Source organism: Krasilnikovia sp. MM14-A1259, assembly GCF_047159535.1.
GTDB lineage: Bacteria > Actinomycetota > Actinomycetes > Mycobacteriales > Micromonosporaceae > Actinoplanes.
The window spans coordinates 423261-445202 of record NZ_BAAGAJ010000002.1 but is presented as its reverse complement, the minus strand read 5'-3'; the positions used below and the strand labels follow the sequence as shown (position 1 = coordinate 445202).

General features: G+C 72.3%; 7 protein-coding genes and 1 pseudogene. 1 reads left to right on the top strand and 7 read right to left on the bottom strand.

The genetic code is table 11. The features are described 5' to 3' along the window. Positions 1-20: 20 nt before the first annotated feature. From ACMCNK_RS01920 to ACMCNK_RS01900, 5 genes are read right to left on the bottom strand one after another with little or no spacing between them, the layout of a single operon-like run. A complete protein-coding gene (locus tag ACMCNK_RS01920; protein WP_412734632.1) occupies positions 21-1127 on the bottom strand; it encodes an HAD-IIIC family phosphatase in 1107 nt (368 codons plus the stop codon). Between the two features lie 39 nt (positions 1128-1166). Further along, positions 1167-2273 (bottom strand): acyl-CoA dehydrogenase family protein, encoded by a 1107-nt coding sequence (locus tag ACMCNK_RS01915; RefSeq protein ID WP_412734631.1) that lies wholly within the window; start codon positions 2271-2273, stop codon positions 1167-1169. Then, positions 2266-2547, bottom strand: a complete 282-nt coding sequence (locus ACMCNK_RS01910) for an acyl carrier protein (protein ID WP_412734630.1) — start codon at positions 2545-2547, stop codon at positions 2266-2268. Before ACMCNK_RS01910 ends, ACMCNK_RS01915 begins: the two co-directional genes overlap by 8 nt. After that, positions 2547-3410 (bottom strand): 3-hydroxyacyl-CoA dehydrogenase family protein, encoded by an 864-nt coding sequence (locus ACMCNK_RS01905; RefSeq protein WP_412734629.1) that lies wholly within the window; start codon positions 3408-3410, stop codon positions 2547-2549. Before ACMCNK_RS01905 ends, ACMCNK_RS01910 begins: the two co-directional genes overlap by 1 nt. 51 nt (positions 3411-3461) lie before the next feature. Beyond that, positions 3462-5018 (bottom strand): condensation domain-containing protein, encoded by a 1557-nt coding sequence (locus tag ACMCNK_RS01900; protein WP_412734628.1) that lies wholly within the window; start codon positions 5016-5018, stop codon positions 3462-3464. A 239-nt stretch (positions 5019-5257) separates the two neighbouring features. Between ACMCNK_RS01900 and ACMCNK_RS01895 the strand changes: the two genes are divergently transcribed. After that, on the top strand, positions 5258-6511 hold the full coding sequence (locus tag ACMCNK_RS01895) for an IS110 family transposase (RefSeq protein WP_412734627.1): 1254 nt from the start codon (positions 5258-5260) through the stop codon (positions 6509-6511). Positions 6512-6528: 17 nt separating this feature from the next. On the opposite strand, the gene ACMCNK_RS01890 is transcribed toward ACMCNK_RS01895, so the two are convergent. Together ACMCNK_RS01890 and ACMCNK_RS01885 are read right to left on the bottom strand one after the other, a co-directional pair. Continuing rightward, on the bottom strand, positions 6529-7374 hold the full coding sequence (locus tag ACMCNK_RS01890; RefSeq protein WP_412734626.1) for a hypothetical protein: 846 nt from the start codon (positions 7372-7374) through the stop codon (positions 6529-6531). Positions 7375-7479: 105 nt separating this feature from the next. Further along, a pseudogene (locus ACMCNK_RS01885) lies at positions 7480-21747 on the bottom strand (SDR family NAD(P)-dependent oxidoreductase); the annotation flags it as partial. Between the last annotated feature and the right edge of the window lie 195 nt (positions 21748-21942).

Below are 21942 nucleotides of genomic sequence, written 5' to 3'. Positions count from 1 at the left end.
CCCGCATCCGGTGTCAGGGGTCAGCGGACCGCGCTGTCCACGCGGCGGGCCAGGTCGGCGGCCAGCTCGGGCGAGCTGACCGTCATGGTGGTGGCCGCCGGGCGCGGCGCCGGCAGCAGGTGCAGGCGCTGGACCCGGTCGTCGGCGAGTTCGTCGAGACCGGTGAGGCAGTCACAGGTGTCGTTGGTGAACCCGGCGAACCGGTAGGCGATGTCCATCATGCGGTTGCGGTCGGTCTGCCGGAAGTCCGCGGCCAGGTGCGCCCCGGCCTGTGCGGCCTGGTCGATGAGCCAGTTGAGCAGCACCGCCCCGGCGCCGAACGTGACCACCCGGCAGGACGTCGCGAGCAGCTTGAGGTTCCACACCTCGGGGTGGTAGCGCAGCAGCAGGACGCCCACGGCGCCGTGCGGGCCGAAACGGTCGGTCAGCGTGACCGTGAGGACGTCGTGGTTCGGGTCGTTCAGCAGCTCCCGGAGCGTGGCGTCGGAGTAGTGCACGCCGGTCGCGTTCATCTGGCTGGTCCGCAGCGTCAGTTCCTCGACCCGGGACAGGTCGTCCTCGTCGGCCCGCTTGATCGCCATGACCAGGTCGAGGCTGCGCAGGAACTCCTCGTCGGCGCCGCGGAAGGACTCCTTCTCGGCGTCGCGGCGGAACCCGGCCTGGTACATCTCGCGGCGCCGGCGGGCGTCCACGGTGACCACCTCGGGGCTGAACTCCGGCAGTTCGGCCAGCGTGCTCGCGACATCGTGCGGGTAGCAGCGCACCTCGGGATGGTGGTAATTCACCTCGGCGCGTTCGGTGGGCAGGTCGTCGATGAACGCGATGGTGCTCAGCGCGAAGTTCAGCGCGTTGGCGATCGTGGCGACCGAGTCCGACTTGGGACCCCAGCCGATCTGCGGGTGGACGAAGTACTCGGCCAGGCCGAGCTGCTCCAGTTTCGCCCAGGCCATGTCATGGTCGTTCTTGCTCGCGACCGAGTGCAGGACGCCGCGGGCGTCCAGCTCGACGATCACGTCCCGGATGCCGGGTCGCAGCTCGACCTGCGCGTCCTCCAGCAGCGTTCCGTCCCAGACGGTGTTGTCCAGGTCCCAGATCAGGCATTTGACGATGGTCGGCTTCGCAGCCATGAGGTCCTCCGGTCACCACTACGGTCGTCGGTTGTGCGGTCAGCCCGTGACGGACAGCACGTGGTCGGCCAGGATCAGCTGGCTGATCTCGTTGCTGCCCTCGATGAGTTCCATGAGCTTGGCGTCGCGGAACGCGCGGGCCACCACGTGCCCGTCCTGCGCGCCGGCCGAGCCCAGCAGCTGGACCGCGGTGGCGGCGCTGCGGGCGGCGCCGGTGGCGCTGGTGTGCTTCGCCAGCACCGCCATGACGCCCATGTCGGGTGCGGCGGCATCCCAGCGGCGGCTCGCGTGCTCGCAGACCCGGGTAGACGCCTGCTCGGCGAGGAACAACTCGGCCAGGTGCCGGCGTACGAGCTGGTGTTCGGCGAGCGCCACACCGGCCTGGGAGCGGTTCTGGGCGTGTGTACCGGCCGCCTGCAGGCAGGCCCGGATGATGCCGACGCAGCCCCACGCGATGGACATCCGCCCGTACGACAGGGCCGTGGTGAACAGCATCGACATCGACTGGCCGCCGCCGCCCAGCACGTACTCGGCGGGGATCCGGACGTTGTCGAACCGCACGTCGGCGTGGCCGGCGGCGCGGCAGCCCATCGGGTTCTCGACGAGCGTGAGCTGCACGCCGGGCGTGTCCTTGGGAATCAATGCGGCGGCTGCCGCGTCGCCGTGGCGACCCAGGACGAGCAGGTAGTCGGCGTAGCGGGCGACCGTGAGCCACTTCTTCTCGCCGTTGACCACGAACGAGTCGCCGTCGGGTTCGATGCGGGTCTGCATCGCGGACAGGTCGCTGCCGGCGCCGGGTTCGCTGAACCCGACGCCCGCGATCTTCCCGGCGGTCAGCTCGGCGAGGAACCGCCGCCGCTGGGTCCGGTCGCCGAAGCGCCGGACCGTGTGGGCGACGATGCCATGCGAGGTCATCACGCTGCGCAGCGAGCTGCACAGGCTTCCGACGTACGCGGTGAACTCGCCGCTCTCCAGGCTGCTCGCGCCGCGGCCGCCGAAGGAGGCCGGCACCTCGGCGCAGAGCAGGCCCCGGGCGCCGAGCTTGTGCAGCAGGTCGAGCGGGAGCTCGCCGGACACGTCCCAGGCCGCGGCCCGGTCCCCGACGAGTTCACCGACGAAGGCGTGTTCGCCCTCCAGCTCAGGCATCGCCGTCGGACTCCCGCAGGCGCAGCACGAGGCTCGTCATGGTCTCGACCGTGCGGAAGCTGTCGAGCTTCAGGTCGGGGCCGACGATGGCGATGTCGTACTTCTCCTCGAGGTGGACGACGAGCTGCATGGCGAACAGCGAGGACACCAGACCGGACGCGAACAGGTCCTGGTCCGGCTCCACCGTCGTCTTGACGCGCTCGCCGAGGAAGGCGAGCAGTTCGTCCTTGATGCTCTCGGCGGTCAGCGTCGAGGCGATCGATTCCGCGGTCATCAGGCGACCTTTCCGTAGTCGTAGAAACCTTTTCCGGACTTGCGGCCGTGGTGGCCGTCCCGCACCTTCTGCAGCAGCAGCTCGCAGGGGTTGCAGCTTTCGTCGCCGCGGGCCTTGTAAAGCACGTTGAGCGAGTCGACCAGGTTGTCCAGGCCGATCAGGTCGCCGGTGCGCAGCGGACCGGTGGAGTGGCCGAGGCAGCCTTCGAGGAGGTTGTCGACGTCCTCGGCGGAGGCGACGCCTTCCTGGACGAGCATCGCGGCGGTGTTGATCAGCGGGTGCAGCAGCCGGTTGATGACGAAGCCGGTCGAGTCGTTGATGACGATCGACTCGCGGCCCAGGACGGAGAGCAGATCGACGGCTGCCGCCAGCACGGCCGGGTCGGTGTTCGACCCGCGGATCACCTCCACCATCTTGATCATGTACGCGGGGTTCATGAAGTGCACGCCCAGCAGCTCCTGCGGGCGGTCCACCCACGGGGCCATCTCGTCGATCGAGATGCAGGACGTGTTGGAGATCAGCGTGGTGCCCGGGCTGACGATCGACGACGCCGTACCGAGAACCTTCTTCTTGACCTCGGGAATCTCCACGACCGCTTCGACGACCGTGGTGGCGTCCGCCACGTCCAGCAGGTTGACCGTGGTGGTCAGCGTGCCCTGCTCGCGGCCTTCCGGCAGCACACCGAGCAGCTGGGCGTGCCGCAGCTTCTGCTTGATGGTCGCGGTGGCGGTCTTCAGCGTGGCCTGGTCGACGTCCACCAGGACGACCGGCACGCCGTGGCCGAGGGCCAGCGCCGAGATGTTCGTACCCATCACGCCCGCGCCGACCACGGCGAGGCGGTGTTCCCCGAATTCAGTGCTCATGTCGTCTTCCTGGCTCGTGATGTGCGGTGGGGTGGGGGTCGCGGACGTGCGTCACGCGCGCAGCCGCGCCGCGAGGGCGGCGGGGCTCGGGTTCTCGAAGATCTCGGGCAGCGGGACCGAGATCCCGGTGCGGTCCGCCACCTTCTGCGCGAGCACGGCCGCCAGCAGGGAATGGCCGCCCGCCTCGAAGAAGCCGGTGTGGGCGTCCGCTTCGACGTTGAGCAGCTCGCTCCACAGTCCGATCAGGACGGCGAGCAACTCGGCGTCCAGCGGCGGTTCCGGCGTGTCCGGGCCGTTCGCGGTCTCCCGTTCGGCCCGCGGGTCGCCGTCGGTCCAGTTCGCGGTCGCGCCGATCGGCTCGTCGGCGTCCCGCGCGGCCGCGATCAGTACGGCCTCGAACCGGTGCAGCAGCGTCTCGACGTCGGCGGCGGACAGGACGTCGCGGGCGTACCGGAACCAGATCTCCGACGCCGACGGCGTGCCGACCAGCTCCAGGTCGAACTTGCTGTACGGGTTGTCGACCGTCACCAGCCGGGCCGGCATCCCGGCGATCGACAACTCGCCCGGCGACGCGGTCGGCAGGAAGTTGAACAGGTGCCGGAACAGCGGGTTCTGCCCGGACGCGCCGAGCTCGGCGCCCAGCTCGTCGACGGAGAACCCGGCGTGCGCCATCGCCCCGAGGAACGCGTCGCGCGCCTGGCGGACCAGGTCACGGAAACCGGCAGACAGGTCCACGTGCAGCCGCAACGGCACGACGTTGACGTGGTAGCCGATGACGGCCGAGTTCGCGCCGCGCACGTCGACCGGGGAGCCGATGACGATGTCCAGCCCGGCGCCGTGCGACGCGAGCAGGGCGGCGTACGCGGCCAGCAGCACCGCGGCCACCGGGGCCCGGCACGCCCGCGGCAGTTTCTGCAGCGCCTGTTGCGCGTCCGCGGACAGCGTGTGGCGGGCCGTGCCGCCCGGCATCACCGGCCTGCGGTGGCGGGCGTCGGCGAACCACACGCCGGGGCCGCCGGGGACGTGGCCGCTCAGCGCGGCCCGCCAGTACGCGACATCCTCGGGCCGCGACTCGGACGGTGCGACGGCCGCCGGGGCGGGCGCCGCGGGCGGGATCGGCTGCCCGCCGCGGATCGCCTCGTACACGCCGATGAACTCGCGCAGGAACAGCACCATCGACACCATGTCGAACGCCAGGTGGTGCACGGCGATGCAGAGGACGTCACCGTCGGGTTCGGCCGCCAGCCCCGCCCGGACCAGGGGGCTGCCGTCGAGCGCGAACGGCCGGTCGGTGAACGCGACCAGCCGCTCCTGCACCGGCGCGTCGGACGAGCCGATCGACTCGAACGGCACCCGGAAGTCGCTGGCCGCAACGATCCACTTGAACAGGTCCGCCGCGTCGCCCGCGCGGAACACCGTACGGAGAGCCTCGTGCCGGTCCAGCATGATCGCCAGGGCTGCCTGCAGCACGTCGGGCCGCAGCCGGCCGTCAGCGCGCAGGGCGAGCCCGAGGTTGTTCACACCGGTGCCCGGGACGAGCCTTTCCAACAGCCACAGCGCCTTCTCCTTGCCGGTGGCCGCGGTGTCCGCGGTGGCGTCGACGGTCACTAGGGCACCATCCCTTCGACAGGATCTTGGAAGTAGGGTCTTGTCGATCTCGGCGAGGTTCGGGAGATGGCTTGGTGCGGTCGCCCTTCGAGGGCCTTCATGACACCGCCACTCCCGGGCCTTGCCGGGGCTGCCTGACCGGCAACAGGGAGATGCGCCGTAGAGCGCCGGTTAGTGACCACCCGGCCGTCAGCCCCGCTCGTCGAGTCACGTCGCTGCCAGCGTTTGTAGGAGTTGTGTTGTCTCTCAACGTCGAAGGAGCATCCTTCTTCGTCGGAATCGACTGGGCCGCCGAGACTCACGCCGTGTGCGTGCAGGACGAAGCCGGCCGGAAGATCGCCGCGTTCACCATTGAGCACACCGCCGACGGCCTGGCCGGCCTGACCCGGCGGCTGGCCCGCATCGGCGAGCCCGAGACCATGCCAGTCGGGATCGAACGCCCGGACGGCCGCCTGGTCGACGTGCTGCTCGAAGCCGGCCACCCGGTGGTGCCGGTCAAACCGAACGCCATCAAAGCGTGGCGCGACTCCGAGGTGCTCTCCGGCGCAAAGTCCGACGCCGGCGACGCCGAAGTCATCGCCGAGTATCTGCGGCTGCGTCGGCACCGGCTGCACCTGGCCACCCCGTACTCGGCGCAGACCAAGGCCTTGCGCACCGTGGTCCGCACCCGTGGTGACCTGGTCGAGATGCGCGTCGCGGCCACCAACCAGCTGTCCGCGCTGCTCGACGCGCACTGGCCCGGCGCCAAAGCGATCTTCGCCGACGTGGAATCGCCGATCGCCCTGGAATTCCTGACCCGTTACCCGACCGCCCGCCACGCCCAGCACCTGGGCGTCAAACGCCTGGCCGCGTTCTGCGTCAAGCACGGCTACTGCGGCCGGCGCCCCGCCGAGCAACTCCTGGCCCGGCTGCGCGGCGCACCCGCCGGCACCCTGGACGAGACGCTCTGCGAGGCGGTCCGTGACACGGTCCTCGCCCTGGTCACCATCTTGAAGGCCATGGTCGGCGCACTCAAGGACCTCGACCGCAGCACCATCGCCACACTCGGAGAGCACCCAGACGCGCCGATCTTCACGTCGCTGCCAAGGTCTGGTCAGATCAACGCCGCCCAGATACTCGCCGAGTGGGGCGACTGCCGGCAAGCCTACGACAGCCCCGACGCCATCGCGGCGCTGGCCGGAGCCACCCCGGTCACCAAGGAATCCGGCCGACACCGAGCTGTGCACTTCCGCTGGGCCTGCAACAAGCGCTTCCGCGTCGCGGTCACCACTTTCGCCGACAACAGCCGCCACGCCAGCCCATGGGCCGCGAAGGTCTACACCGACGCCCGAGCCCGCGGCCACGACCATCCCCACGCCGTCCGCGTACTCGCCCGCGCCTGGATCCGCGTCATCTGGCGCTGCTGGCAGAACCGCACCGCCTACGACCCCGCCCGGCACGGCAACGCAAAACGCCTCATCCAACCCGGACAAAACGATTTGCTCGTTGCCTGAGGTTGACACAGGGAGTGTCATGACGCCAGGAAGTCCGCGTGGCGCTGCAGCACCTCGACCGCCTGCGCGGAGCGCATCAGCTCGGCGTGGCCGACGTCCAGCGGGAATCGCCGGCCGATCGTCTTGACGGCGTTGAGGACCGTGGTGTCGCCCCGGTTCTCCATCACCGCGTAGTCGGCGGAGGTGATCGCGGTGGACCGTTTCCAACCCTCGCTCGGGTCGACCTGGGCGGCCGCGGCGAGCCACGTCATGTACGACTCGAAGAGGCGGACCACATCGTCTCTGAGATTGTCGTTCAGGCCGATCCGCTGGAATGCGATGGTCGCCATCTCGCGGTAGAGCTCGACGATTTCCGAGGCGGCATCGTACAACGCCGCGGAGGGCGATTCGACGATCCGGGTCGCCCGCTGCCGGGCCTGGTCGGCCTCGTCGGCCGTGAAGACCGCCCCGGCCATGCCGATCATCTTGTGCATCTCCGCGGCCAGCAGCTGGCTGTCGGTGAGCTGCGGGTCGAACAGCAGGATCTCGGGCTCACGGGCCTGCCAGCGGGTCAGGCGCTGCGCGATCTCGGCGGCGTAGACGCTGCCGACGCAGTAGCCCATCACCACAACGACCTCGTACTTCTCCCACTCGACGCCCTGCATCCAGTGTTCGGTGTAGAAGTCACCGGACGGCCGGTCGGTGATCCGGACCGTCGGCGGCACCGTCTGCAGAACGCCGTACCCGGCCCAGGCGGAACCCATCTTCTTCGTCAGGTCGTCAAAGGACGCCTCGTTCCGGCCGGCCGCCGGGAAGTCGATGGCGAGGATGATGCGATTCGATTCCGAAGTGGAGACGACACTCCACGTCTTTCCGTTCGACACTTGTTGATCCCATCGTGAAAGTCGGGACGGGGGGCGCAATCCTCAAACGGCGGTGGAATCGCCTTCCAGAAGCACCGCCGACAATTGCTCCCAAAGGAAATCGGCGATCGCAGCCGGGGAGTAGAAATCGTAAATGAAACCCTCGGGCAAGCTTACCCCGGTGCGTTCGGTGATGCTTTCACGCAGTTGAACGGCGAGCATGGACGTCATTCCGATGTCGAACACGTCGGCGTCCGCACCGACCAGGTCGACCGACTCGTACCCGAGCATGTCGGCGATGCCCTCGCGCACCATCAGGCGCATCCGCTCCTGCTGCTCGCCCGGCGCCAGCCCGGCCAGCTGCCGCATCCACTGTGGGGATCCGGCGTCGGCGTCGTCCTGGGCTGCCACGGCCGTCCCGGTCCGGTCGTGTTCCCGCCAGGCGGACAGCTTCGCCAGGACCTGTGCGAGCGGCACTGGGTCGGCCAGCCGCCCGTCCAGTCCCAGCAACCCGGCCAGGGCGGTGAGGTCGCCGTCGTCCACCGCGGCCCAGAACCGCCGTTCGCCCGGTGTGTCCGCCGTTGCGGCGGCGGGCGGCTGCCCGGCCGTCACGGTCGGCCAGTACCGCTGCCGCTGGAAGGCGTAGGTGGGCAGGGCCACCCGTTGGCCGCCCGCGAGCACCGCGGCCCAGTCGACGGCGACACCCCGCACGTGCAGGGCAGCCAGGTCGTTCAGGAACCGGTGCAGGGACGCGGGGGCGACGTCGACGGGCACACCGGTGCCGCCCACGGCCGCGACGAGGTCCTGCCACGACGGTTCCGCCCCGGTGTCCCGGGTCCAATACGCGAGGTCGAGGCCGGTGCCGTCGACCGGGGTCAGGTCCCGCGGCGAGTACAGCGGCACGGTGCCCAGCTTCGGGCGTACCGTGATCGGCTCTTCCGGGTCGACGGACCGTCCTGGAAGGACGGCGATCCGGGCCGCATCGGCGGCCGAGAGCACGCCCGCCACCTGCGCGGCAGCGATCTCGCCCGGCCCGTGCCCGGCGACCGCGGCCGGGTGCACACCCGCCGCACGCCACAGCGCGGCCGCGGAGACCTGCACCGCCCACGACACCGGCCGGCGCACGTCGGCACGATCGATCGTAGGGCTGCCCTCCCGGCCGCGCAGCACATCGGTCAGTGACCAGCCGACGAGCGGGGTCAGCAGCCGCTCGCACTCCGCGATCGACGCCGCGAACACCGGCGACTCCGCCAGCAGCGTCGTCGCCGTGGCCTGCCACGCCGGGTCAGTCGTCAGTTCGGCGGGCAACGCCGGGTCAGTCGCCATTGCGGCGGGCCACGCCGGGTCGCCGGCGAACAGGAACACGGGTTTCTGGTCCGCCGCCGCGGCGCCGGTCACCACGCCCGCCGCCGACACACCGGCCGACACCAGGGCCAGCCCGGCGAGCAGCCCGTCGCGGTCCGCAGCCGTCAGGACCGCCCGGTGGTCGAACGCCGACCGGGTGGTGGCCAACGAGAACCCGACATCGACCGCGCCCAGGTCCGGACGGTCCACCAGGAACTCGCGCAGCCGCCCGGCCTGCGCCCGCAACGCCTGCTCGGTCCGCGCCGACAGCACCCAGGGCACCGCGGCCGGCGCCGGGCGCGGCGCGGGCGCGGCAGGCGCGGTCCCGGGCGGCGCCTCCTCCAGGATGACGTGGGCGTTGGTGCCGCTGATACCGAACGACGACACCCCGGCCCGGCGGACGTGACCGCCCGCGGTCCACGGCACCGGCGCGGTCGCCAGCCGGACGTCCCCGGCCGACCAGTCCACGTGCGGCGACGGCTCGCCGACGTGCAGCGTCGCGGGCAGCAGCTCATGCTGCAACGCCAGCACCATCTTGATGACGCCGGCCAGACCGGCGGCGGCCTGGGTGTGGCCGATGTTCGACTTCACCGAACCCAGCCACACCGGCCGGCCTTCCGGCCGGTTCTGACCGTACGTGGCGAGCAGCGCCTGCGCCTCGATCGGGTCGCCCAGCACCGTGCCCGTCCCGTGTGCCTCCACCGCGTCGACCTCGTCGGCGCGCAGCCCCGCGCCGGCCAGCGCCGCACGGATCACCCGCTGCTGGGCGGGGCCGTTCGGCGCGGTCAGCCCGTTGGAGGCGCCATCCTGGTTGAGTGCGCTGCCGCGCAGCACCGCCAGGACGGGGTGGCCGTTGCGGCGCGCGTCCGACAGCCGTTCCACGACTAGGATGGCGGCGCCTTCGGAGAACCCGGTGCCGTCGGCCTCGGCCGCGAACGCCTTGCACCGCCCGTCCGGTGCCAGGCCCCGCTGGCGGGCGAACTCGATGAACGTGCCGGGCGTGGCCATCACGGTCACCCCGCCGACGAGTGCGAGCGTGCACTCGCCGGAATGCAGCGCATTCGCCGCCAGGTGCAACGCCACCAGCGCCGACGAGCAGGCGGTGTCGACCGTCATCGCCGGGCCTTCCAGCCCGAACGTGTACGCCAGCCGGCCGGACAGGATGCTGGTCGCGATGCCGGTCATCAGGTGACCGCCGACCTCGTCGTCGTCGGCCGTGAAGCCCATCTCGTAGCCGGAGGTGTAGCCGCCCACGAACGTGCCGGTCGGGCTGCCGCGCAGGCCTGCCGGGTCGAGCCCGGCGCGTTCCAGCGCCTCCCACGACAGCTCCAGCAGGAGCCGCTGCTGCGGGTCCATGGCGAGGGCCTCGCGCGGGCTGATGCCGAAGAACCCGGCGTCGAACGCGCTGGCGTCGCGCAGGAACCCGCCGGACCGCGTGTACGAGGTGCCCTGGTGGGCGGCGTCCGGGTCGTACAGTGCCTCCAGGTCCCAGCCGCGGTCGGCGGGGAAGTCGGAGATGGCGTCCTGCCCGGCGGCGAGCAGCCGCCACAGGTCCTCCGGGCCCGCCACACCACCGGGGAACCGGCAGCTCATCGCCACGATCGCGATCGGGTCGTCGGTGGCGGTGGTGGCGCCGGTGGCCGAGGCGGCCGACGCCTGCTCCCCCAGCAGCCGCTCGCGCAGGTGGGCGGCGAGCGCACCCGGGTTGGGATAGTCGAACACCAGCGTGGCGGGCAGCCGCAGGCCGGTCGCGGCGTTCAGCCGGTTGCGCAGGTCGACCGCGGTCAGCGAATCGAAGCCCAGGTCGCTGAACGCACGCCGGGGTTCGATGGCGTCGCCCGAGGCGTGGCCCAGGACCGCGGCGATGTGCGTACGGGCCAGCTCGAGCAGCACCGCGGCGCCCTCGGCCGGGCTCAATGCGGCCAGCCGCTGCCGCAGCGAGTCCGCGGCCGCCGCGGCGGCGGACGCGGCCGTCCGCCGGGCCGGGCCGCCCACCAGCGCCCGCCACAGGGGCGGCACGTCACCGCCGCGGGCGGCGTGCAGGCGCAGCCCGGCCACGTCCAGCCGGGCCGGGACCAGCACGGCCTCGTCCCGGCTGACCGCCAGGTCCATCAGGGTCAGCGCCTCGTGCGCGGAGAGCGCCGTGATGCCGTTGCGGCTCATCCGGGCCCGTTCGCCATCGGAGAGCTGCCCGGTCAGCCCGCTCACGTCGGCCCACAGACCCCACGCCAGCGAGGTGGCCGGTAGGCCCGCCGCCCGGCGGTGGGCGGCCACGGCGTCCAGGAAGGAGTTGGCGGCCACGTAGTTGCCCTGGCCGGGGGCGCCGAAGACGGCCGCGGCGGAGGAGAACAGGACGAAGTGGTCCAGGTCGAGGTGGGCGGTCAGCTCGTGCAGGTGCCATGCGGCGTCGGCTTTCGGCCGCATCACCGCGGCCAGCCGCTCCCCGGTCAGTGCGGTGACGACACCGTCGTCGAGGACACCGGCGGTGTGGAACACCGACCGCAGCGGGTGCGGCGATCCGCCGATCACCGCGGCCAGGGCGCCGCGGTCGGCGGCGTCACCGGCCAGTACGCGGACGTCGGCGCCCAGCGTCGCCAGCTCGGCGGCCAGCCCCGACGCTGCGGCGGCGGCCGGACCGGACCGGCTCAGCAGCGTCACCGCGCTCGCCCGGCCGGTGCTCACCACGTGCTTGGCGACCAGCCCGCCCAGCGTGCCGGTGCCGCCGGTGACCAGCGCCGTCCCGGTCCCGCCGGGCATCGCGGCCGGCTCGGGCGCGGCGGGACGGACGAGGCGGCGGCCGTACGTCACGCGTCCGCGTACCGCCAGCTCCGGTTCGCCGCTGTGGAGCGCCGCGGCCAGGGTGGCCAGGTCGGTGCCGGCGTCGATGTCGGCCAGGATCAGCCGGCCCGGGTTCTCCGACTGGGCCGAGCGCAGCAGGCCTCGCGCCGCGGCCGCGGCCAGGTCCGTGACGTCCTCGCCCGCCAGTGCGGGCACCGCGCCGCGGGTCAGCACCAGCAGCGGCACCGATTCGAGTCGGTCGTCGGCGATCCACGCCTGGACCAGGTCCAGCGCGTCGGTGGTGACCCGCCAGGCGTTGCGCGCGCCGTCGCCGGTGAGGCACAGCACCGCCGCCCCCGGGAGGTCGCCGTCGGCGTGGTCGAACGTGCGGGTCAGGCCGGTTCCGAACGGATCCGTGCCGACGAGGGCCCAGTCCTCGGGTGGTTCGGCATCGGGCAGGGTGACCGGGACCCAGTCCACGGCGAACAATGCGTCCCGTACGCCCGCATCCGCGCCCGCGCTCAGGTGGTCGACGGCGACCGGGCGGGTCACCAGCGAGTCGACCGACACCACGGGGGCGCCCACGGCGTCGGCGGCGGTGAGGATCAGGTTGCCGTGTCCGTCGCGGCGCAGCCGGGCCCGCAGCACCGAGGCGCCCGCGGCGTGCAGCCGTACGCCGGTCCAGGCGAACGGGAGGCGTACCTGTCCGGGCTCACCGGGCTCGGCGCCGGTCAGCAGCGCGTTGGCCTGCAGGACCGCGTCGAGCAGGGCGGGGTGCAGCCCGAAGGCGCCCGCCTCGGCGGCCACGGCGTCGGGCAGGGCGACCTCGGCGTACACGTCGCCGCCGCGCCGCCATGCCGCGCGCAGGCCCCGGAATGCCGGGCCGTACTGCAGTTTCCCGGCCTCGAACGCCGCGTAGATGCCGTCGACGTCCACCGGTTCGGCGCTGCGCGGCGGCCATGCCGCCAGGTCCGGGTCAGGAGCCACGTCGAGGGCGGCGGAGGCGAGCAGGCCGGTGGCGTGCGGGGTCCACGGCGTGCCGGGCTCGGCCGGGCGCGCGAACACCTGCACGTCGCGGCGGCCCTGCCCGTCGTCGGCGCCGAGCACGACCTGGACCTGCATCTCGCCGCCGGCCGGGATGATCAACGGCGCCTGCAGGGTCAGTTCCTCCAGCACCCCGCAGCCGACCTGGTCTCCGGCGCGCACGGCCAGTTCGACGAACCCGGTGCCGGGCAGCAGCACCACCCCACCCACCGCGTGGTCGGCCAGCCACGGCTGCGTACGCACCGACAACCGGCCCGTACACACCATTTCACCGTCGGCGAGCTCCACTGCAGCACCCAGCAACGGATGCCCCAACGCGGACTGGCCCAACGACACCGGGTCACCGCTCACCGAGTGTTTCGGCGCATCCGGCCAGAACCGCTGATGCTGGAACGCGTACGTCGGCAACTCCACCGGACGGGCGGGGGCCAGGATCCGCGTCCAGTCGACCTTCGCGCCGGCGACGAACGCCTCGGCCAGCGATGTCAGCAACCGGGTCGCGCCGCCGTCGTCGCGGCGCAGTGTGCCCGTCACGACCGCGTCCTCCACCGTGTCGCCGATCGAGCCCAGCAGCACGGGGTGCGGTGTGACCTCGATGAACAGGTCATGCCCGGCACCGGCCAGCGTCCGCACCGCCCGCTCGAACTGCACCGGGTGACGCAGGCTCGCATACCAGTACGCGGCGTCGAGCTCGGTTCCGGTCAACGTGTCGCCGGACATCGCCGAGACCATCGGCACCCGGCCCGCCCGCGGGCTGATCTCGTCCAGGGCGGCGAGAATGTCCCGCTCCAGCGGGTCGATCTGGGCGCAGTGCGACGCGTAATCCACCGCGACCATCCGGGCGCGGACGCCCTCGGCCTCGAACCGTGCTTTCAGTTCCTCCAGGGCTCCGGGAACACCGGACAGCACCACTGCCGCCGGGCCGTTGACGGCCGCCAGCGACACCCGCGCGTCCAGACGGGTTTCGACCGTCTCGGCGGACGCGGCAACGGACAACATCCCGCCCGCACCGCGAATCGCCCGCAGTGTCTGCGACCGCAGGGCCACCACCTTCGCGGCGTCCTCCAGGCTGAGCATCCCGGCGACCGTGGCCGCGGCGATCTCACCCTGCGAATGCCCGACCACCGCGTCCGGGCTGACACCCGCGGCCTCCCACACCGCAGCCAGCGAAACCATCACCGCCCACAACAACGGCTGCACCACATCCGCGTCGGTCCACTGATCGTCGCCCGAGAGCATCTCGGTCAGCGACCAGTCGACGTACGGCGACAGCGCCCGCTCGCACTCGGCGAGGCGCGCGGCGAACACCGGGCTCACCGCGGCGAGGTCGCGGCCCATGCCGAGCCACTGCGAACCCTGGCCGGGGAACACGAACACCGTCCCCGGCTGCGAACGCGCCACACCGGTGACGACCGGCCCGCTCAGGTCGGCGAGGCCGGCGGCCAGTTCGTCGCGGTCGCGACCGACCACCACGGCCCGGTGTTCGAAGGCGGACCGGTGCGACGCCAGCGACCACGCCACCTGCCGCGGTGCCAGGTCGGGGTGCGCGGTGACCCAATTCCACAGGCGCTCGGCCTGGCCCGACACACCGTCGGCCGACCGGCCCGAGATCACCCACGCGTCGGCGCCGGAGACCAGCGGCGGCCGGTCCTCGGACTCGGGGGCCTCCCCGGCCGCGGGGGCTTCCTCCAGGATCACGTGTGCGTTGGTGCCGCTGATGCCGAACGAGGACACACCGGCCCGGCGTACCCGTGCACCGGCCGTCCAAGGCTTCGCCTCGGTCAGTAGCTGCACGTCGCCGGCCGACCAGTCCACGTGCGGTGACGGGACATCCGCGTGCAGCGTCGCGGGCAACTCATCGTGCTGCAGGGCCAAAACCATCTTGATCAGCCCGGCGACACCGGCCGCGGCCTGGGTGTGACCGATGTTCGACTTCACCGAACCCAGCCAGAGCGGCTGACCGTCGGGGCGCTCCTGACCGTACGTCGCCAGCAACGCCTGCGCCTCGATCGGATCACCCAACGTGGTGCCCGTGCCGTGCGCCTCCACCACGTCCACATCGGACGCATCCAGCTGGGCATTGGCCAGCGCCGCCCGGATCACCCGCTGCTGCGACGGCCCGTTCGGGGCGGTCAATCCGTTCGACGCACCATCCTGATTGACCGCGGAACCCTTCACCACGGCCAGAACCGGATGTCCGTGGCGGCGGGCGTCGGAGAGGCGTTCCAGGACGATCATGCCCGCGCCCTCGGCCATGCCCATGCCGTCCGCGTCAGCGGAGAACGCCTTGCACCGGCCGTCCTCGGCCAGACCGCGCTGCTGGCTGAAACCGATGAACCCGTCCGGGGTGGAGATCACGGTCGCGCCACCGGCCAACGCAAGGGAGCACTCTCCCGCGCGCAGGGCCTGCACGGCCAGATGCAATGCGACCAGCGACGACGAACACGCCGTGTCCACCGTGACCGCCGGGCCTTCCAGGCCGAGGGTGTAGGAGATCCGGCCGGACAGCACGCTCGTGGCGAAGCCGGTGGTGAGGTGTCCTTCGGAGCCCTCGGTGCCCAGCGCGACGCCGATGCCGTACCCGGTGGCGAAGCCGCCGACGAACACGCCGGTCTGGCTGCCGCGCAGCGCGCCCGGCTCGGCGCCGGAGCGTTCCAGCGCTTCCCAGGAGACCTCCAGCAGCAGCCGCTGCTGCGGGTCCATGGCGAGCGCTTCGCGCGGGCTGATGCCGAAGAACCCGGCGTCGAATCCGCTGGCGTCGCCCATGAAGCCACCGGAGCGGGTGTAGATGGTGCCCGGGTGTTCCGGGTCAGGGTGGTACAGGCCGTCGGAGTCCCATCCGCGGTCGTCCGGGAAGCCGGAGATCGCGTCGGTTCCGGACGCGAGCATCCGCCAGAACCCGTCGGGGTCGGCCACGCCGCCGGGGAACCGGCACGCCATGCCGACGATCACGATCGGGTCGTCGTCGACCGGCGCCGTCACCGGCGGCGGCTGGTGTGCGGCAGGTTCGTCGTCGCCGACCAGGCGGTCCCGCAGGTGAGCGGCCAGAGCGTTCGGGTTGGGGTAGTCGAAGACCAGCGTCGCGGGCAGCCGCAGGCCGGTGGCGGTGTTGAGCCGGTTGCGCAGTTCGACCGCGGTCAGCGAGTCGAAACCCAGGTCGGTGAACGCCCGCCCGGCCTCGATCGTCGCCGGTCCGGCGTGCCCGAGCACCGCCGCCACCTGCGTACGGACCAGGTCGGACAGCGTCTTGAGCCGGTCGGCGGCCGACAGGGCCGACAACTGCTCGCGCAGGCCGTCCGCCCCCGCCACCGCCGAGGTGGCGGTACGCCGGGCCGCGCCGGGCTGCACGAGTGCCCGCCACAGCGCCGGAACCTGGCCGATGTCCGCCGCCCCGGCCGCCTGGGCCCGCAGTTTCGGCAGGTCGAACCGGGCCGGCACCAGCAGCGCCTCGTCCCGGGTCAGCGCCGTGTCCAGCAGCGCCAGGCCCTGCTGGGCGGTGAGGGCGTCGACGCCGCGGGCGATCCGGGCGCGTTCGTCGTCGGTGAGGCGGCCGGTCAGCGCGCTGAGCTGCGCCCACATGCCCCATGCGAGGGAGGTGGCCGGGAGCCCGGAGGCGCGGCGTTCGGCGGCGAGGGCGTCCAGGAACGCGTTGGCGGCGACGTAGTTGCCCTGGCCGGGGGCGCCCACGACAGAGGCGGCCGAGGAGAACAGTACGAACTCGTCCAGGTCGTACCGCTGGGTCAGCTCATGCAGGTTCCACGCGCCGTCGACCTTCGGGCGCATCACCAGGTCGAGCCGTTCCGCGGTCAGCGAGCCGATCACGCCGTCGTCGAGGACTCCGGCGGTGTGGATGACGCCGGTCAGGGCTTTCTCCGTACGCAGAAGTGCCGCGAGCTCGTCGCGGTCGGCGGCGTCGCAGGCGACGACCCGCACCGCGACGGCGCGCTCGGCCAGCGCGGCGCTCAGCGCCGCCGCGTCCGTGGCGTCCGGGCCGGAGCGGCTGGTCAGCAGCAGGCTGTCGGCACGGCCGGACTCGGCCAGGTGCCGGGCGACCAGGCCGCCGAGCGTTCCGGTGCCGCCGGTGACCAGGACCCGCCGCGTTGCCGTGGCCTCGGTGGCCGGGATGGTCAGGACGAGCTTGCCGGTGTGCCGGGCCTGCGACATGAACCGCATGGCCTGCCGGGCGCGGCGCACGTCCCATGCCCGGGTCGGCAGCAGCGCCAGCTCGCCCGCGTCCATCAGGTCGACGATCCGGTGCAGCATTTCGCCCAGCAGCCGGGGGCCGGCCTCGCCGAGATCGAACGGCCGGTACCGGACGCCGGTCAGCGTCGCCGGGTCGCGCAGATCCGTCTTGCCCATTTCGATGAACGCGCCGCCGTCGGCGACCAACCGCAACGACGCGTCAGTCAGCTCACCGGCCAGCGAATTGACCACCACGTCCACACCCGCGAACTTCTCCGCGAACCCGGCATCCCGCGACGAGGCAATGTGGTCATCATCGAGACCCGCCGCCCGCAGCACCGGCCACTTCGCCGGGCTCGCGGTCGCGAACACCTCCAACCCCAGATGACGGGCGATCTGCACCGCCGCCGACCCGACTCCACCCGCGGCAGCATGGATCAGCACCTTCTGACCTGCCCGGGCTTCCGCCAGGACGACCAGGGCATACCACGCGGTCAGGAACGCCACCGGCGCCGACGCCGCCTGCGTGTACGACCAACCGTCCGGAACAGGCACGACCTGCCGGTGATCGGTCACCACGGACGGGCCGAAGCCGCCCGCGGCGACGCCCATCACCCGGTCGCCGACGGCCAGGCCGGTGACGCCGGGGCCGATCTCGGTCACGACACCGGCGATCTCGCTGCCCAGCACGCCGCCACCCGGGTACATGCCCAGACCGATCAGCACGTCCCGGAAGTTCAGCCCGGCCGCGCGGACCGCGACCCGCACGAGATCCGCGCCCAGCGGCTCCTGTGGGTTCTCCACCGCGCGCAGGTCCTCCAGGGAGCCGCCGGCGTCCGGCTCCAGCCGCCATGCCCCGGCGGGCAGCGCGAGTTCACCGGAGGGACGGACCAGGCGGCGCGCGTACACGGCCGTGTCGCGTACCGCGAGCTCCGGTTCGCCGGTGTCGAGCACCGTCGCCAGTACGCCCGGGTCGCCGTCGAGGTCGACCAGGATCAGCCGGCCCGGGTTCTCCGACTGCGCCGACCGCAACAGACCCCACGCCGCCGCGGCGGCCAGGTCGCGTACGCCCTCACCGGGCACCGCCGACACCGCACCGCGCGTCAACACCACCAACGGCACCGTTTCGAGCCGGTCGTCGGCGACCCAACGCTGCACCAGCTCCAGAGCTTCGGCGGTGAGCCGCCGGGCGCTGTCACCGGCGAGGCACGTCACCACCGCGGGCGGCAGGTCGTCGTCGTGGTCGAACGTCCGGGTGATGCCGACACCGAAGCGGTCCGCCCCGAGCAGCGCCCAGCCGTCGAGCGTGCCGCTGCCGATCGTGCCGACCGGGATCCAGTCCACCGCGAACAGCGCGTCTCGCAGACCGGCGTCCACGTCTGCGTGCAGCCGGCCGACCGTGACGGGGCGGGTCACGAGCGAGTCGACCGACACCACGGGGCCACCGGTGGCGTCCGCCGCCGAGAAGATCAAGTCACCCTGGGCGTCGCGGCGTAGCCGGGCCCGCAGCACCGAGGCGCCCGCGGCGTGCAGCCGGACACCGGTCCACGCGAACGGCAGCCGAACCTGGCCGGGCTCAGTGGCCTCGCTGCCGGCGCCGTTCCCGATGCCGCTGCCGGTCCCGGTCCCGGTCCCGGCGCCGCTGCTGGTCCCGGTCCCGGTGCCGGTCAGCAGCGCGCTGGCCTGCAGGACCGCGTCGAGCAGGGCGGGGTGCAGCCCGAAGGCGCCCGCCTCGGCGGCCACGGCGTCGGGCAGGGCGACCTCGGCGTACACGTCGCCGCCGCGCCGCCATGCCGCGCGCAGGCCCCGGAACGCGGGCCCGTACTGCAGTTTCCCGGCCTCGAACGCCGCGTAGATGCCGTCGACGTCCACCGGTTCGGCGCCGCGCGGCGGCCACACCGCCAGGTCGGCGTCCACCGGCGCATCCTGTGCTGCGGGAGCGAGGGTTCCGGTGGCGTGCCGCACCCAGTCGGTGTCCGGCTCGTCGGGGCGGGCGAACACCTGCGCCTCCCGGCGGCCCTGCCCGTCCCGAGTACCGAGGACCACCTGCACCTGGACGCCGCCGCCGTCGGCGGGGATGGTCAGTGGCGCCTGCAGGGTCAGCTCTTCCAGTACTCCGCAGCCGACCTGGTCACCGGCGCGCACGGCCAGTTCGACGAACCCGGTGCCGGGCAGCAGCACCACCCCACCCACCGCGTGGTCGGCCAGCCACGGCTGCGTACGCACCGACAACCGGCCCGTACACACCATTTCACCGTCGGCGAGCTCCACCGCAGCACCCAGCAACGGATGCCCCAACGCGGACTGACCCAACGACACCGGGTCACCGCTCACCGAGTGTTTCGGCGCATCCGGCCAGAACCGCTGATGCTGGAACGCGTACGTCGGAAGTTCCACCGTGGCTGCGGCCGGGAGTACCCGGGTCCAGTCGACCTTCGCGCCGGCGACGAACGCCTCCGCCAGCGATGTCAGCAACCGGGTCGCGCCGCCGTCGTCGCGACGCAGCGTGCCGCACACGGCGCCGGGCGTCGCGTCTGCGGCCACATCCTCAAGGGTGTCGCCGATCGAGCCGAGCAGCACGGGGTGCGGTGTGACCTCGATGAACAGGCCATGCCCTGCACCGGCCAGCGTCCGCACCGCCCGCTCGAACTGCACCGGATTACGCAGGCTCGCATACCAGTACGCCGCGTCGAGTTCCGCGCCGGTCAACGTGTCGCCGGACATCGCCGACACCATCGGCACCCGACCCGCCCGCGGACTGATCCCCTCCAGGACCGACAGGATCTCCCGCTCCAGCACATCCACCTGAGGCCCGTGCGACGCGTAGTCCACCGCGACCATCCGCGCCCGGACGCCTTCAGCCTCGAACGCCTTCTGCAACTCCTGCAACGCGTCCGGCTCACCGGACAGCACGACCGACGCCGGGCCGTTGACGGCCGCCAGCGAGACCCGCGCGTCCAGACGCGGCTCGACCGCTGCGGCCGACGACGCGACCGACATCATTCCGCCCGCACCGGAAATCGCCTTCAGTGTCTGCGACCGCAGGGCCACCACCTTCGCGGCGTCCTCCAGGCTGAGCATCCCGGCGACCGTGGCCGCGGCGATCTCACCCTGCGAATGCCCGACCACCGCGTCCGGGCTGACACCCGCGGCCTCCCACACCGCAGCCAGCGAAACCATCACCGCCCACAACAACGGCTGCACCACATCCGCGTCGGTCCACTGATCGTCGCCCGAGAGCATCTCGGTCAGCGACCAGTCGACGTACGGCGACAGCGCCCGCTCGCACTCGGCGAGGCGCGCGGCGAACACCGGGCTCACCGCGGCGAGGTCGCGGCCCATGCCGAGCCACTGCGAACCCTGGCCGGGGAACACGAACACCGACCGCACACCCGAACGAGCCTCACCTGTCACCGCCGGAGCGGCAAGATCACCACCGATCGCCACAGCCCGGTGCGCGAACGCGGACCGGGTCGTCGCCAGCGACCACGCCACATCCGCCGCGGCCAGCTCCGGACGGGCAGCCAGCCACTCCCGCAACCGGCCCACCTGCGCGTCCAAACCCTGCGCCGAACGCCCGGACACCACCCACGCGGTCGAGGCGCCCGCGACGACACCGTCGCCGAGCAACGCGCCCTGCTCGACCCCGGCCACCGGAACGGCAGCCTCCGGCTGGACCTGTTCCGGCGCCGGAGCCTCCTCCAGGATCACGTGCGCGTTGGTGCCGCTCATCCCGAACGACGACACACCCGCCCGGCGCACCCGCTCACCGGACGGCCACGCAACCGGCTCGTTCAGCAGCCGGACATCACCCTCCGACCAGTCGATGTGCGGGGACGGCACATCCGCGTGCAACGTACGGGGCAGCTCGCCGTGCTGCAGCGCGAGAACCATCTTGATGATGCCGGCGACACCGGCGGTCTGCTGGGTGTGGCCGATGTTCGACTTCACCGAACCCAGCCAGAGCGGCTGACCGTCGGGGCGCTCCTGACCGTACGTCGCCAGCAGCGCCTGCGCCTCGATCGGGTCACCCAGCGTGGTGCCGGTGCCGTGCGCCTCCACGACGTCCACATCGGAGGTGGTCAGCCGGGCGTTGGCCAGCGCCGCCCGGATGACCCTCTGCTGTGAGGGCCCGTTCGGGGCGGTCAGCCCGTTGGAGGCGCCGTCCTGGTTGACCGCCGATCCGCGGATCACCGCCAGGACCCGGTGCCCGTTGCGGCGGGCGTCCTCCAGCCGCTCCACCACGAGCATGCCGACGCCTTCGGCCATGCCCATGCCGTCCGCGTCGGCCGAGAACGCCTTGCAGCGGCCGTCCGCGGCGAGGCCGCGGTTGCGCGAGAACCCGACCATCGCCCCCGGCGACATCATCACGGTGACGCCGCCGGCCAGGGCCAGGGAGCACTCCCCCGCCCGCAGCGCCTGCACCGCCAGATGCAGCGCCACCAGCGACGACGAACATGCCGTGTCGATCGACACCGAGGGGCCCTGCAGGCCCAGCAGGTACGAGATGCGGCCGGACATCACGCTGGTCGCGGCGCCGGTCAGCAGGTGCCAGTCGAGTCCCTCGATTTCGTGCAGGCCCGGCTGGGCGACGTAGTCCGAGGGCGCCACGCCGACGAACACCCCGGTCGGTGTGCCGCGCAGCGCACCCGGGTCGATCCCGGAACGTTCCAGGGCCTCCCACGACGACTCCAGCAGCAGCCGCTGCTGCGGGTCCATGGCGATGGCCTCGCGCGGGCTGATACCGAAGAACCCGGCGTCGAAGTCCGCGGCGCCGGCCATGAAACCGCCGTCGAGGACGTACGCCGTACCCTGCTTGTCGGGGTCCGGGTCGTAGAAGGACTCCACGTCCCAGTTCCGGTCGTCCGGGAAGCCCCCGATGGCGTCGCCGCCCGCGGCGAGCAGGTTCCAGAGCTCGTCCGGGCTCGTCACGCCACCGGGGAAGCGGCAGCTCATGCCGACGATCGCCAGGGGCGCCGAGGCTGCCGAGACGAGTTGGCGGTTGCGTTGCCGGAGCCGCTCGGTCTCCTTGACGGAGGCACGCAGCGCTTCGAGAAGCTTGTCAGCCGGCTGAGTCATCGCTGCCCCTTGAGATTTTGCGTCGTCACCGTCAGTTCGTCTCGTTGTCGAGGGCCAGGCGGATCAGGGCATCGGCGTCCAGGTCGTCGATGGCCTCCACCTGCGGTGTTCCGGGCTCTGCCGGGGCTTCGCCACGGATTCCGGCGAGCTGCATCAGGGCCT

Bases quoted from the DNA above. Each gene is read 5' to 3' on its own strand.
- ACMCNK_RS01910 (WP_412734630.1), bottom strand. From the start codon at position 2,547: ATGACCGCGGAATCGATCGCCTCGACGCTGACCGCCGAGAGCATCAAG.
- ACMCNK_RS01920 (WP_412734632.1), bottom strand. From the start codon at position 1,127: ATGGCTGCGAAGCCGACCATCGTCAAATGCCTGATCTGGGACCTGGAC.
- ACMCNK_RS01915 (WP_412734631.1), bottom strand. From the start codon at position 2,273: ATGCCTGAGCTGGAGGGCGAACACGCCTTCGTCGGTGAACTCGTCGGG.
- ACMCNK_RS01905 (WP_412734629.1), bottom strand. From the start codon at position 3,410: ATGAGCACTGAATTCGGGGAACACCGCCTCGCCGTGGTCGGCGCGGGC.